Raw genomic sequence first — 13276 nt, 5'->3', positions numbered from 1 at the left:
GGGCGGGCGGCGGCGGGCGTTCGTGCGTTCACAGGACACCCGCGGGGGAGCAGGAGAAGACCATGACATCGGTGGCCGACAACTCGGTCCGGGCGCTCGTCGAGGAGCACGCCGGGCTGGAGGCACGCCTGGCTGACCCCGACGTGCACGCCGACCAGGCCCTGGCCCGTCGGCTGGGGCGCCGCTACGCCGAGCTCGCGCCGATCGTCAGCACCGCCGGCGAGCTCGAGCGCGCCGAGGCCGACCTCGCCGACGCCCGGGAGCTCGCCGGGGAGGACCCGGCGTTCGCGGCCGAGGCCGACGCGTTGCACGGGACCGTCGAGACGCTGCGCGACCGCCTCTCCGAGCTGCTCGTCCCGCGCGACCCCGCGGACTCGCACGACGTGGTCGTCGAGGTGAAGTCCGGCGAGGGCGGCGAGGAGTCCGCCCTGTTCGCGGGCGACCTGCTGCGGATGTACTCGCGCTACGCCGAGCGACGGGGCTGGAAGGTCGCGGTGCTCTCCGCGACGGAGTCCGACCTCGGCGGGTTCAAGGACGTCACGGTCACCGTCACCGCCCCGGGCAACGACCCCGACGGGGTCTGGGCCTGGTTCAAGTACGAGGGCGGCGTGCACCGCGTGCAGCGGGTGCCCGTCACCGAGTCGCAGGGCCGCATCCACACCTCCGCGGCCGGCGTCCTGGTGTACCCGGAGGCCGAGGAGGCCCCCGACGTCGAGATCGACGAGAAGGACCTGCGCATCGACGTGTTCCGCTCGTCGGGCAAGGGCGGGCAGGGCGTCAACACCACGGACTCCGCCGTCCGGATCACCCACCTGCCGACCGGCGTCGTCGTGAGCTGCCAGAACGAGCGGTCGCAGCTGCAGAACAAGGCCCGCGCGATGGACGTGCTGCGGTCCCGGCTGCAGGCGATCGCCGACGAGAAGCAGGCCGAGGCGGCGTCCGCCGACCGCCGCAGCCAGGTCCGCACGGTCGACCGCTCCGAGCGGGTGCGGACCTACAACTTCCCGGAGAACCGCATCTCCGACCACCGCATCGGCTACAAGTCCCACGACCTCGACCGGGTGCTCGACGGCGAGCTGGGCGGGGTCCTCGACGCGCTGCGCGCCGCGGACCGGGCCGAGCGGCTCGCGACGGCCGCGAGCGAGGAGGCGCGGGGGTGACCTCGTCGACGGGGACCCACCCGACCCGGACGCGCGTCGCGGCCGCGGCGGCGCGCCTCGCGGCGGCCGGGCTCGACAGCCCCCGCGTCGACGCCGAACTCCTCGCCGCCCACGTGCTCGGCATCCCCCGCACCCGGCTGGTGCTGGCCCCCGATCTCGACGACGAGGCCTCCCGCCGCCTCGACGAGCTGGTCGCGCGGCGGGCGGCGCGGGAGCCGCTGCAGCACGTCGTGGGGTCGGCGGTGCTCGGACCGGTGTCGGTGGCGGTGGGTCCCGGGGTGTTCGTCCCGCGGCCCGAGACGGAGGTGCTGCTCACCGAGGGCGTCGCGAGCCTGCGGGGCACCGCGACCCCCGTCGTCGTCGACCTCTGCACGGGCTCCGGCGCGCTGGCCCTCGCGCTGGCCGTCGCCCGTCCCGACGCCGCGGTGTGGGCCGTCGAGGCCGACCCGGCCGCGCTCACCTGGGCGGACCGCAACCTCGCCGGGTCGGGCGCGACCCTCGTCGAGGGCGACGTGACCGCCCCGGACACGCTGGCGGACCTGGACGGCACGGTGGACCTCCTGGTGGCCAACCCGCCCTACGTGCCCGCCGGCACCCCGGTCTCGCCCGAGGTCGGCCACGACCCCGCCCGGGCCGTGTTCGGCGGGGCCGACGGGCTCGACGTGATCCGACCGCTCGCCCTGACGGCGGCCCGGCTGCTGCGGCCCGGGGGCCGCGTGGCCGTGGAGCACGACGAGTCGCACGCCGACGACGTGCTGGCGGTCCTCCGCGCCGCGGGCTTCACCGCCCTGGGCACCCGCCTCGACCTGACCGGACGGCCGCGGGTGGCCGTGGGCACGCGGGCCTGAGCGGTCCCCGGCCATGATCACCGGTCGGGCCGCCATCCACGCGCCCGCGATCGCTAGGGTCGGCCCCGTGACGACGTTCGACTGCCGCATCCCCGACACCCGTGCGGCCGGGCTCGCGGCGGCGCAGTCGGCGGTCCGGGCCGGGCGGCTCGTCGTCGTGCCCACCGACACCTCCTACGGCGTCGGCGCGGACGCCTTCGACCAGAACGCCGTGCGCGAGCTGCTCGTGGCCAAGCGGCGTGGGCCGGAGACGCCGGTGCCGGTGCTCGTCGGGAGCTGGTCGACGATCGACGGGCTCGTGTCGGTGGTGCCGAGCACCGCCCGCGACCTCATCGAGGCGTTCTGGCCCGGCGGCCTGAGCCTCGTCCTGCCGCACGCCCCGTCGTTGGCCTGGGACCTCGGGCGCACCCGGGGCACCGTGGTGCTGCGCATGCCGCTGCACCCGGTGGCGCTGGAGCTGCTGCGCGAGTGCGGGCCCATGGCGATCACCGGCGCGAACGCCGCCGGGGGAGCGGTGCCGCACACGTGCGCCGACGCGTACTCGCAGCTGGGGGACCTGGTGGAGGTCTACCTCGACGGCGGGCCGATGGCCACGGACGCGGGGTCGACGATCGTCGACCTCACCGGCACCGACCCCGTGGTGCGGCGCGAGGGCGCCGTGAGCCTCGCGCAGATCGCCGAGGTGCTGGGGCGGCAGCCCGTCGTCGCCTGAGGGTCCGAGGGCACGCCGTCGGACGGTCGGCGTGGGCTCCTATCATGGAGTCGCGATGAACGAGGTGACCTTCTCCAGCGGCGGACCGGACGACACGGCGCGCGTCGCGGCGGCCATCGCCCCCCACCTGCGCGCGGGCGACGCCCTGCTGCTGACCGGGGACCTGGCGGCCGGCAAGACGACCTTCACGCGCGCGCTGGTGGCCGCGCTGGGTTCCGACGCGGCGGTGACCAGCCCGACGTTCTCCCTGGCCAACTTCTACGACACCCCGGGGCCGCGGGTGCTGCACGTCGACACCTACCGGCTCGACGACGTCGCCGAGTTCCGCGACCTCGGGCTCGACGAGTACCTCGACGAGGTGATCGCGGTGATCGAGTGGGCCGGCCTCGTCGCCTCGGAGTTCCCCGAGCCGCTGAACCTGACCTTCGCGAAGCACGGCGACACGGGGCGGACGATCACGCTGACCGGCGCCGGCCGGTGGGACGCGGTCCTGAACGCGGTGGCGGTGCACGCGTGACCCTCACCCTCGCCGTCGAGACCTCCTCCCGCGTCTACGGCGTCGCCCTGCTCGACGACGACGAGGTGCTCGCCCGGGCGAGCGCCGACCGCTCCGACCCCGGCTTCGTCGACGTCGGCGTGCTCGCGAGCTCCGTCATCGCCGAGGGCGGACGCACGGTGGCCGACCTCGACCGACTCGCCGTCGACGTCGGCCCCGGCAATCTCGCCTCGGTGCGCGCCGGGATCGCCTACGTCAACGCCGTCGCGTTCGCCCGGGAGATCCCGGTCATCGGCCTCGACGCGCTCGCCCTGCTGAGCCGGGGCGGGCCCACGCTCGCCCTGCGGATGGCCGGTGGTACCGCCGTCTATGCGGCCCTGACCCGCGCCGACGGCACCGTCGCGACCCGCCACGGCGACCTCGCGGTCGTCCTGAAGGACCTCTTCCCGACGCCGGGCGCGGTCACCTCGGGCACCTCCGCTGCCACGAACGGCCCGTTCGTCACGGAAGAGGGTGACGAACGGGCCGTTCGTCCGAATCCGGGCGTCGGCCTCCGCGTCGCCGGGGCCAAGCGACCGCAGGCACTGGCCCTGCTCGCCGATCTCGGGGTCGAGGCGACCGACGCCGGGATCGACGCGCCCGAGATCGACGACCTCGTCGCCGCGCTGCGGTGCGGTGACCACGAGCCGCCCGTGGTCAGCGCCGCGCCGCTCACCGAGTCGAGCGTGCGGTTCCGCGGCGACGCCTGGGCCGCCGCGCGGGAGGCGCTGCTCGCGGGCGGCGTCGCCCTGCTGCCGACCGACACGGTGTACGGGCTGGCCGTCCACCCGCGCCGTCGGGAGGCGATCGACACGCTGTTCGCGCTCAAGGCGCGACCGCGGACCCGGGAGCTGCCGATCATGGTGGCCACCCCCGACGAACTGCCGAGCCTCGGCGTCGAGGTGCCCGACACCGCGCGGCGGCTGCTCGGCGCCTTCTCCCCGGGACCGATCACCGTGGCGCTCGGCATCGACGACACGGCGCCCGCGTGGCTGGCCGGGCGCGCCGAGGTCGGCGTGCGCGTGCCGGCCGACCCCGACCTGCGCGCCCTGCTCTCCGACGTCGGCGCCCTGCTCGTGACCAGCGCGAACGCGCACGGCGAACCGACCGCCCAGGCGACCGGCCCCATCCTCGCCCAGCTCGCCGGCCGCCCCGACGCCGTCGTCGACGGCGGGGAGCGCTCGGGGGTGCCGTCGACGGTCGTCAACTGCCACCTGGAGACGCCGCGCATCGAGCGCGAGGGCGCGATCCCGGCGGCGGAGATCGAGAGGGTGCTGACCCATGGCTGACCCGATCGCCCCGGACGAACTCATGCTGGGCATCGAGACCTCGTGCGACGACACCGGTGTCGCGATCGTCCGGCCCGACGGCACGGTCGTCGCGTCGGCGGTCGCGAGTCAGGTCGAGCTGCACGACCGCTACGGCGGCGTCTACCCCGAGATGGCGAGCCGCGCGCACGTCGACGCGATCCTGCCGACCGTCCGCAAGGTGCTCGACGACGCCGGGCTCACCCCGGCCGACCTCACCGCGATCGGGGTGACGCGCGGTCCGGGGCTGATCGGCAGCCTCGTCGTCGGGACGAACTCCGCGGTCGGGCTGGGCGACGGGTGGGGCCTGCCGGTGTACGGCGTGAACCACCTGCGCGGGCACCTACGTTCGGCCGACCTCGACGAGCAGCGCGTGACGTACCCGGCGATGGTGCTGCTCGTGTCCGGCGGCCACACGCTGCTCGCGCACGTGCAGGAGAACGGGGACGTCGCCCTCGTCGGGTCCACGCGCGACGACTCGGTGGGGGAGGCCTACGACAAGGTCGCCCGCATGCTCGGCCTCGGCTACCCCGGCGGCCCGGCGATCGACCGGCTCGCGAAGACCGGGACCCCCGACGTCGACCTTCCCCGCCCGGGCAGGGACCTGGAGCTGGACTTCTCCTTCTCCGGGCTGAAGTCCGCGGTGTCGCGGTTCCTCGCGGCGAACCCGGACCACCCGCCGGCCGACGTCGCGGCGAGCTTCGTGGAGGCGTGCCTCGACGTGCTGCTGTCGAAGTGCCGCAAGGCGCTGGAGCGGTACCCGAGCCGGTGCCTCGTCGTCGTGGGCGGGGTGGCGGCGAGCCCGCAGCTGCGCGAGCGGGCGGCGGCGCTGTGCAGCGGGACCGGCGTCGAGCTGTGCCTGCCGCCCCTGCGCTGGTCCACCGACAACGGCGCGATGATCGGGCTCGCGGCCTGGGACTACCGGGCCCGTGGCCTGCAGGAACGCCCGCGACCGAGCACGTCGCTGACGATCGCCGACTGGTGACGAGGCGGTGACAGGGCGCACAAAGCACCCGGTCCGTCCGCCGAACGGCGGGTACCGTCGATCGACGCCGACATCCCGACCTGAGTGAGGTACTGCACCGTGGCAAGCACCGACCACTTCTGGGGCCCGGACTTCGGGTCCCTCTCCGCCGTCGACCCCGAGATCGCGCAGGTCCTCGACGACGAACTCGGTCGGCTCCGCGGCGGACTCCAGCTCATCGCGAGCGAGAACCTGACCAGCCCCGCGGTCCTCGCGGCGCTCGGGTCGACGCTGTCGAACAAGTACGCCGAGGGCTACCCCGGCCGCCGCTACTACGGCGGCTGCGAGGTCGTCGACCGCGCCGAGGAGATCGGCATCGAGCGGGCCAAGGCCCTCTTCGGCGCCGAGCACGCGAACCTGCAGCCGCACTCCGGCGCGAACGCGAACCTCGCGGTGTACGCCGCGTTCTGCCAGCCGGGCGACAAGGTGCTCGCCATGTCGCTGCCGCACGGCGGCCACCTCACGCACGGCGCGAAGGTGAGCTTCTCGGGCAAGTGGTTCGAGCCCGTGCCCTACACGGTGCGCGAGGACGACCACCTCATCGACTACGACCAGGTGCGCGACCTCGCGCTCGAGCACCGGCCGAAGATGATCGTCGCGGGCGCCACGGCGTACCCCCGCCTCATCGACTTCGCGCGGTTCCGCGAGATCGCCGACGAGATCGGCGCGATCCTCTGGGTCGACGCGGCCCACTTCATCGGGCTCGTCGCCGGCCAGGCGATCCCCAGCCCGGTGCCCTACGCCGACGTCGTCACCTTCACCACCCACAAGGTCCTGCGCGGCCCGCGCGGCGGCATGCTCGTCTCGAAGGCCGAGCACGCGAAGGCCCTGGACAAGGCAGTCTTCCCGTTCCTGCAGGGCGGGCCGCTCATGCACGCCGTCGCCGGCAAGGCCGTCGCCCTCGCCGAGGCCGCGACCCCGGAGTACCAGCAGTACGCCCGGACGGTCATCGAGAACGCGCAGGCCCTCACCGCGGGGCTGGTGGAGCACGGGATGCGCGCCATCTCCGGCGGCACCGACACCCACCTGTCGCTGCTCGACCTGTCGCCGCTCGGGGTCACCGGCAAGGAGGCCGAGGCCCGCAGCGGGCTCGCCGCCATCACGCTGAACAAGAACGCGATCCCGTACGACACGCAGCCCCCGATGGTGGCCTCGGGCATCCGCGTCGGCTCCCCGTCGATCACGACGCAGGGGATGACGCCGGCCGAGATGCCGGAGGTCGCGCGCCTCATCGCGGCGGCCGTCACCGCCGACGAGACCACCGAGGACGGCAAGCGCACGCTCGCCGACACCCGGGACGCCGTGTCGGCCCTGGTGGGGCGCTTCCCGGCCTACCCCCGGGGCTGACCTAGTCTGACGGTCGTGGACCCGTCGCCACCGTTCGCCCCGCAGGGCCTGCCGATCCGGGAGTACCTCCTGGTGGCGCTCTGCGCGGCGGTGGTGACGTTCCTGGTCACCGGCGTCGTCCGGCGGCTCGCCATCCGCGCCGGGGCCATCGCGGTCCCGCGCGGGCGCGACGTCCACACCGTGCCGGTCCCGCGCCTCGGCGGCGTCGCCATGTACATCGGCGTCCTCGCCGGGGTGTTCGTGGCCTCGCAGCTGCCGGTGCTGCGGCGCGCCTTCGACTACTCGTCGGAGACCCGGGCGGTCATCGTCGCCGGGGGACTGATCTGCCTGGTCGGCGCGCTGGACGACCGCTTCGGCGTCGACGCCCTCACCAAGCTCGCCGGGCAGGCCACGTCGGCGGGCGTCATGGTCCTGCTCGGGGTGCAGTGGCTCATCCTGCCCGTTCCCGACGGCGGGTCGGGCACGTTGCTCATCCTCGGTCCCGACCAGGGCGTCATCCTCACGGTCTTCCTCACCGTGGTGCTGGTGAACGCGATCAACTTCGTCGACGGCCTCGACGGGCTGGCCGCGGGCATCGGCCTGATCGCCGCCCTGGCGGTCCTCGCGTACTCGCTCGGGCTGCTCGGCCAGCGCGACGGGGACGTCACCGCCTACCCGCCCGCGCTCATCGCCGCCGTCCTGGCGGGGGCGTGCGCGGGGTTCCTGCCGCACAACTTCCAGCCCGCCCGCATCTTCATGGGCGACTCCGGCTCGATGCTGATCGGCCTGATGCTGGCCGCGGCCACCACCACGGCGTCGGGCCGGATCACCTACTCCGACTCCGCACCGCGCAACGCGGTCGCCCTGCTCGCGCCGATCGTGGTGGTCGCCGCCGTGGTCCTGGTGCCGCTGGTCGACCTGCTGCTCGCCGTGGTACGCCGGACGCGGGCCGGGCGCAGCCCGTTCGCCCCGGACAAGATGCACCTGCACCACCGCCTGCTCGAGTTCGGGCACTCGCAACGGCGGGCCGTGCTGCTGATCTACCTGTGGGCCGGGGTGTTCGCGTTCGGCGCAGTCGCCCTGGCCCTCATCACCGACGTCTTCCTCGTGGTCTGGCTGGTCGCCCTCGGGCTGCTGGTGGCCCTGCTCGCCTCGGCGGTGCCGCGCCTGCGCCGGACCGCCCGTCCCTGATCCTCCCGGAGAGTCACCGATGAACGAACCGAGCGCCGGCGTCGAGCCCGGTGCGGAGGACCGGCTCGCCGCCGCCGTCGGCGTCCAGGTCCAGCAGGTCAGCGGCGCCATGCTGCGCGGCGGTCTGATCCCCGCCGTCGTCGTGGCCGTCGTGGTCGTGGTCCTGGCGGGCGTCCTCGCCGGTGGAGCCGGGCTGGGCACCGCGGTGTTCGGGGCCGTCGTCGCCCTCGTCGTCTGCGCCCTCGGGCCGCTGGTGATGCGCTGGACGGCGAGCTCCGCCCCCGTCGTCGTCATGGGCATCGCCATGATCAGCCTCGTGACGAAGCTGGCGGTGCTCGCGGTGCTGCTGATCGTGCTCGACCGGCTCGCGCTCGTCGACACCCGGATCTTCGCGCTGGCCCTCGGGCCGGTGGCGCTCGTCTTCGTGCTCGGCGAGACCGTGGCGTTCGCGCGGGCCAAGATTCCCACCATCGCCACGTGACCGGTCCGTCCGCTTCATCCGGTTGGTCACCCGATGGTGGGGCGTGTGACCTCCGACAGTCCGTAGTCGACTGTCGTGATCGCCCTGATATGGTGCGCGCGATGGCGCAGGACAGCCTCCGCGGTGATGCGGGTCGCACCCCTCAGGGTGCTGCCGCACACCCTCCGGTGGCCGAAGGTTGGACCGTCCTGTCGCACCTCCTCGCCGGTTTCCTCCTCTTCGGTGGTATCGGGTGGGGGATCGACCTTCTGTTGGGTACACGCTGGGTGCTCCTCGTCGGGCTGTTGCTCGGCGGGGCGGCGTCCTTCGCGCTGATCTACATCCGCTACCTTTACGTTCCGCCGGACACCCGTCCGGCCCAATCACCCTCGCGTTCCGGTGAACAGACCGGGCAGCAGGACCGGAAGGAGCCCGGGTGATCTCGTCGTTGCCGACGTGGCTGTCGCAGGCGCCTCAGCCGCCGGCCCCCGGCTTCAAGGCCCCGAGCGGCGAGGACTTCAACATCCCCCCGATGTTCCAGGGGGTGCCGGTCCTCGAGTACGTCGACAAGCCCGTCATCCAGCTGATCTTCAGCGTGGTGCTGATCCTCGGCTTCTTCGCGATCGCCACGCGTTCCGCGCAACTGTTGCCGGGACGGACGCAGTGGCTCGCCGAGAAGTTCCACGTGTTGGTGCGGGACTCGATCGCCCGCGACAACATCGGGCCCGAGTTCCGCAAGTTCGTGCCCTACCTGGTGGCGCTCTTCGCGTTCCTCGTGGTGAACAACCTCTTCGGGATCATCCCGCTGATCCAGTTCCCCACGTTCTCCCACCCGGGCATGGCCTACGCGATGGCGATCCTGACGTGGTTGATCTACAACATCGTCGGCATCCGCAAGCAGGGGTTCGGCGGCTACATCAGGCTCATGACGTGGCCCCCCGGCGTGCCGGGCTGGGTCCGCATCATCCTCACCCCGATCGAATTCCTCTCGAACATCCTGCTGCGTCCGGTGACCCTCGCGTTCCGGTTGTTCGGGAACATGTTCGCGGGTCACCTCGTGCTGCTGCTGTTCGTCTTCGGCGCCGAGTACATGCTGCTCATCGCCGACTCGGTGCTGCTGAAGGTGCTCTCCGTCGGCTCGTTCGCGATGGCGCTGGTCTTCACCGGGTTCGAGGCGTTCATCCAGCTCGTGCAGGCCTACATCTTCACGATCCTCACGGCGTCCTACATCGGCGCCTCCCTGGCCGACGAGCACTAGCTCGCCGGTCACACCACCGAACCTCCTCCCGCACCGCGAAAGGACGCTGGAATGCTCTCCGGAAACCTCAACGTCGTCGGTTACGGTCTCTCGGCCATCGGCCCGGGTATCGGCGTCGGCATCGTCTTCGCCGCCTTCATCAACGGCGTCGCCCGCCAGCCCGAGGCCCGTGGCCAGCTGCAGTCGATCGCCTTCATCGGCTTCGCCCTCTCCGAGGCCCTCGCCATCCTGGGCCTGGTCCTCGCCTTCGCCCTCCAGTGAGCCGACCCCCGCGCATCGCGGGCTGACTCCCTGACAGGCGGAGGAAGCACATGAACGTCATCGTGGTGGTGGCGCAGGAGGCCGGCGAGCCCGGTGCCGCGCTGCCGCACCTGGCCGAGATCGTCGTCGGCTTCATCGCGTTCGCCGTGCTCGTCTTCATCATCGGCAGGTACGCATGGCCGAGCCTCGTCCGGTCCCACGACCAGGACGTGACGCGGTTGCGCGACGGGATGGAGCGGGCGAAGTCCGAGTACGACGACGCCCAGGCGCAGCTCGAGCGTTCGCGCGCCCGGCTGGGCGAGGTCGACAACGAGGCCGCGCGGATCCGGGACGACGCCCGGGCCGACGCGGAACGCATCAAGACCGATCTCGCGGAGAACGCGGCCGAGGAGGCCGAGCGGATCAAGGCGCAGGGCCGGCAGAGCGTGGACGCCTCCCGGGCGCGCACGGTCTCCGAGCTGCGCTCCGAGGTCGGCGCGGGCTCCGTCGAACTGGCGCGGCGCATCGTCGCCGCGTCGCTGTCCGACGACACCGCGAAGTCCCGGTCGGTCGACTCGTTCCTCGACAACCTGGAGTCGATGTCGAGCCGGTCGAACGGATCGGCAGCGAGTACGAACACGGGGAACGGAGTAGGCGCATGACCGCGGCGACGGGTACGGCCGCGCTGGTCGCGGACTTCCGCGCCACCAGCCGGGAGTCGTTGCAGGGCGTCCGCCGCCGCTTCGACGAGGTCACCCGCGACGCCTCCTCCGACGACCTGGTGACCACCGGCGAGCAGCTCGACGCCGTGGCCGACCTCCTCGACCGCGAGGCCGTGCTGCGCCGCACGCTCGCGGACTCGTCGACGGACCCGGAGGCCCGCGAGGGGCTCGCCGGGCGCGTGTTCGACAACCAGGTCGGCCGCCCGGTCGCCGACGTCGTGAAGGCGGCGGCGAAGGCCTCCTGGTCGAAGCCCGCGGACCTCGTCCAGGCGCTGCGCGTCGTCGGGCGGGAGGCGCTGCTGGCGGCCGCCGAGGCCGACGGCCGCCTGGACGCGGTGGAGGACGAGCTCTTCCGCCTCGGCCGGATCGTCGGCGGGCAGCCCGACCTCGAGCGGCTGCTCGGCAGCCCGTCCGCCGACCCGACGGGCAAGCAGAAGGTGCTCGACGACCTGCTGGAGAACAAGGCGGAGCCGATCACCCGTCGGCTGGCCTCGCAGCTCGTCGCCCACCCCCTGACCCACCACATCTCCACGGGGCTGGAGCGGCTCGCCGAGCTGGCCGCCGACCGGCGCCAGCGGTCCGTCGCCACCGTGCGCTCCGCGGTCGAGCTGTCGGCCGAGCAGCAGGAGCGGCTCGCCGGTGTGCTCGCGCGCATCTACGGGCGTGACATCACCGTGCACCTCGAGGTCGACCCGCAGCTGCTCGGCGGCCTGGTGATCCAGGTCGGCGACGAGGTCATCGACGGCAGCGCCGCGGGACACCTCGACGACCTGAACCGCCGGCTCGGGTAGTCGGTACCGAACAGAAGCCTTCCACTAGCACCACGTTCTAGGACATCAAGCGAGAGCGGGAACCATGGCCGAGTTGACCATCTCCTCCGACGAGGTCCGCAGTGCGATCGAGGACTACGTGTCCTCCTACTCCGCGGACGCCTCCCGGCAGGAGGTCGGCATCGTCACCTCGACGGGTGACGGCATCGCGTACGTCGAGGGCCTGCCCTCGACGATGACCAACGAGCTGCTCGAGTTCCCCGGGGGCGTGCTGGGCCTGGCCCAGAACCTCGAGGAGCGCGAGATCGGCGTCGTGATCCTGGGTGAGTACGAGACGATCGAGGAGGGGCAGCAGGTCACGCGGACCGGCCGCGTCCTCTCGGTCCCGGTCGGCGACGGCTTCCTCGGCCGCGTCGTGAACCCGCTCGGCCAGCCCATGGACGGCCTCGGTGACATCGAGTCCGAGGAGAACCGGGTCATGGAGCTGCAGGCCGCCACGGTCGTGCAGCGCAAGGAGGTCAAGCAGCCGCTGCAGACCGGCATCAAGGCGATCGACGCCATGACGCCGATCGGCCGCGGCCAGCGCCAGCTGATCATCGGTGACCGCAAGACCGGCAAGACCGCGGTCTGCACCGACACGATCATCAACCAGCGTGAGGCCTGGGAGACCGGCGACCCGGAGCAGCAGGTCCGCTGCGTCTACGTCGCGATCGGTCAGAAGGGCACCACGATCGCCGGTGTGCGCCAGGCCCTCGAGGAGGCCGGCGCGCTGGAGTACACGACCATCGTCGCGGCCCCGGCCTCCGACCCGGCGGGCTTCAAGTACATCGCCCCGTACGCCGGCTCGGCCATCGCCCAGCACTGGATGTACCAGGGCAAGCACTGCCTGATCATCTTCGACGACCTGTCGAAGCAGGCCGAGGCCTACCGCGCGATCTCCCTGCTGCTGCGCCGCCCGCCGGGCCGCGAGGCCTACCCGGGCGACGTCTTCTACCTGCACTCGCGGCTGCTCGAGCGTTGCGCGAAGCTCTCCGACGACCTCGGGGGCGGCTCGCTGACCGGCCTGCCGATCGTGGAGACCAAGGGCAACGACATCGCGGCCTACATCCCCACGAACGTCATCTCGATCACCGACGGCCAGTGCTTCCTCGAGTCCGACCTGTTCAACCAGGGCCAGCGGCCCGCGCTGAACGTCGGTAACTCGGTGTCGCGCGTCGGTGGTTCCGCGCAGATCAAGGCCATGCGCTCCGTCGCCGGCCGCCTGCGCGTGGAGCTGGCGCAGTACCGCGAGCTGGAGTCGTTCGCGGCCTTCGGCTCCGACCTCGACGCCACGTCGCAGGCGCAGCTCGACCGCGGTGCCCGCCTCATGGAGCTGCTCAAGCAGGGCCAGGGCGAGCCGTACCCGGTCGAGGAGGAGGTCGTCGGGATCTTCCTCGGCACCCGCGGTCACCTCGACTCGGTGCCCGTCGAGGACGTCGCGCGCTTCGAGACCGAGTTCCTCGAGTTCGTCCGCCGTGACGGCGGCGTGCTCGCGGAGATCCGCGACACCGGCCAGCTCTCGGACGAGAACGAGGAGCGCCTGAACAAGGCCGTCTCCGAGTTCAAGGACCAGTTCGAGACCAAGGACGGCGACAACCCGGCCGACGACGGCGGCTCGGGTGAGATCGGCGGCGAGGACTCCTCCGAGGAGTCCTCCGACGAGTCCTCCGACTCGGAGAGCTAG

General features: G+C 72.7%; 15 protein-coding genes. All 15 read left to right on the top strand.

All coding sequences use genetic code 11. The features are described 5' to 3' along the window. Positions 1–71: 71 nt before the first annotated feature. The 15 genes from prfA (at position 72) to atpA (ending at position 13276) form a co-directional block, all read left to right on the top strand. Positions 72–1160: a peptide chain release factor 1 gene (gene prfA / locus A3CO_RS0125245; RefSeq protein WP_018335046.1), complete on the top strand. Its 1089-nt coding sequence runs from the start codon at positions 72–74 to the stop codon at positions 1158–1160. Beyond that, positions 1157–2008, top strand: coding sequence for a peptide chain release factor N(5)-glutamine methyltransferase (gene prmC, locus A3CO_RS0125240; protein ID WP_018335045.1), 852 nt, complete (start codon positions 1157–1159; stop codon positions 2006–2008). Before prfA ends, prmC begins: the two co-directional genes overlap by 4 nt. 67 nt (positions 2009–2075) lie before the next feature. Continuing rightward, complete coding sequence (locus A3CO_RS0125235; RefSeq protein ID WP_026204994.1) at positions 2076–2720, top strand: L-threonylcarbamoyladenylate synthase; 645 nt, start codon at positions 2076–2078, stop codon at positions 2718–2720. A gap of 55 nt (positions 2721–2775) precedes the next feature. Further along, positions 2776–3237: a tRNA (adenosine(37)-N6)-threonylcarbamoyltransferase complex ATPase subunit type 1 TsaE gene (gene tsaE, locus A3CO_RS0125230; RefSeq protein ID WP_018335043.1), complete on the top strand. Its 462-nt coding sequence runs from the start codon at positions 2776–2778 to the stop codon at positions 3235–3237. After that, complete coding sequence (locus tag A3CO_RS37280) at positions 3234–4544, top strand: L-threonylcarbamoyladenylate synthase (RefSeq protein ID WP_018335042.1); 1311 nt, start codon at positions 3234–3236, stop codon at positions 4542–4544. The genes tsaE and A3CO_RS37280 overlap by 4 nt, the downstream gene beginning before the upstream one ends. Next, a complete protein-coding gene (gene tsaD / locus A3CO_RS0125220) occupies positions 4537–5547 on the top strand; it encodes a tRNA (adenosine(37)-N6)-threonylcarbamoyltransferase complex transferase subunit TsaD (RefSeq protein WP_018335041.1) in 1011 nt (336 codons plus the stop codon). The genes A3CO_RS37280 and tsaD overlap by 8 nt, the downstream gene beginning before the upstream one ends. A 99-nt stretch (positions 5548–5646) precedes the next feature. Next, positions 5647–6933, top strand: a complete 1287-nt coding sequence (locus A3CO_RS0125215) for a serine hydroxymethyltransferase (protein WP_018335040.1) — start codon at positions 5647–5649, stop codon at positions 6931–6933. Between the two features lie 15 nt (positions 6934–6948). After that, positions 6949–8103 (top strand): glycosyltransferase family 4 protein, encoded by a 1155-nt coding sequence (locus A3CO_RS0125210; RefSeq protein ID WP_018335039.1) that lies wholly within the window; start codon positions 6949–6951, stop codon positions 8101–8103. Positions 8104–8122: 19 nt separating this feature from the next. After that, positions 8123–8584, top strand: a complete 462-nt coding sequence (locus A3CO_RS0125205; protein ID WP_018335038.1) for a Cg1360 family ATP-synthase-associated protein — start codon at positions 8123–8125, stop codon at positions 8582–8584. 101 nt (positions 8585–8685) lie between these two features. Continuing rightward, entirely contained in the window at positions 8686–9003 is a 318-nt protein-coding gene (locus A3CO_RS34270) for an AtpZ/AtpI family protein (RefSeq protein ID WP_157647837.1), read from the top strand. Beyond that, on the top strand, positions 9000–9821 hold the full coding sequence (gene atpB, locus A3CO_RS0125195; protein WP_018335036.1) for a F0F1 ATP synthase subunit A: 822 nt from the start codon (positions 9000–9002) through the stop codon (positions 9819–9821). Before A3CO_RS34270 ends, atpB begins: the two co-directional genes overlap by 4 nt. Before the next feature lie 51 nt (positions 9822–9872). Further along, on the top strand, positions 9873–10082 hold the full coding sequence (gene atpE, locus A3CO_RS0125190; protein WP_018335035.1) for an ATP synthase F0 subunit C: 210 nt from the start codon (positions 9873–9875) through the stop codon (positions 10080–10082). Between the two features lie 50 nt (positions 10083–10132). Then, the gene (gene atpF / locus A3CO_RS0125185) at positions 10133–10723 is read left to right on the top strand and encodes a F0F1 ATP synthase subunit B (RefSeq protein WP_018335034.1); all 591 of its coding nucleotides are present in this window, start codon (positions 10133–10135) and stop codon (positions 10721–10723) included. Next, positions 10720–11574 carry a F0F1 ATP synthase subunit delta gene (locus A3CO_RS0125180; RefSeq protein ID WP_018335033.1) on the top strand — a complete coding sequence of 285 codons (855 nt, stop codon included), beginning with the start codon at positions 10720–10722 and terminating at the stop codon, positions 11572–11574. Before atpF ends, A3CO_RS0125180 begins: the two co-directional genes overlap by 4 nt. Before the next feature lie 64 nt (positions 11575–11638). Continuing rightward, positions 11639–13276: a F0F1 ATP synthase subunit alpha gene (atpA, locus tag A3CO_RS0125175; protein WP_018335032.1), complete on the top strand. Its 1638-nt coding sequence runs from the start codon at positions 11639–11641 to the stop codon at positions 13274–13276.

Source organism: Actinomycetospora chiangmaiensis DSM 45062, assembly GCF_000379625.1.
In the GTDB taxonomy this organism is placed as follows: Bacteria; Actinomycetota; Actinomycetes; order Mycobacteriales; family Pseudonocardiaceae; genus Actinomycetospora; species Actinomycetospora chiangmaiensis.
The sequence above is the reverse complement of the archived record's forward strand: the minus strand, read 5'-3'. Positions and strand labels throughout refer to the sequence as shown.

What these genes read in the sequence shown, in the direction of transcription:
- A3CO_RS0125180 (WP_018335033.1), top strand. Translation starts at nt 10,720, where the DNA reads ATGACCGCGGCGACGGGTACGGCCGCGCTGGTCGCGGACTTCCGCGCC.
- atpF (WP_018335034.1), top strand. Translation starts at nt 10,133, where the DNA reads ATGAACGTCATCGTGGTGGTGGCGCAGGAGGCCGGCGAGCCCGGTGCC.
- tsaD (WP_018335041.1), top strand. Translation starts at nt 4,537, where the DNA reads ATGGCTGACCCGATCGCCCCGGACGAACTCATGCTGGGCATCGAGACC.
- A3CO_RS0125205 (WP_018335038.1), top strand. Translation starts at nt 8,123, where the DNA reads ATGAACGAACCGAGCGCCGGCGTCGAGCCCGGTGCGGAGGACCGGCTC.
- atpA (WP_018335032.1), top strand. Translation starts at nt 11,639, where the DNA reads ATGGCCGAGTTGACCATCTCCTCCGACGAGGTCCGCAGTGCGATCGAG.
- atpE (WP_018335035.1), top strand. Translation starts at nt 9,873, where the DNA reads ATGCTCTCCGGAAACCTCAACGTCGTCGGTTACGGTCTCTCGGCCATC.
- A3CO_RS34270 (WP_157647837.1), top strand. Translation starts at nt 8,686, where the DNA reads ATGGCGCAGGACAGCCTCCGCGGTGATGCGGGTCGCACCCCTCAGGGT.
- tsaE (WP_018335043.1), top strand. Translation starts at nt 2,776, where the DNA reads ATGAACGAGGTGACCTTCTCCAGCGGCGGACCGGACGACACGGCGCGC.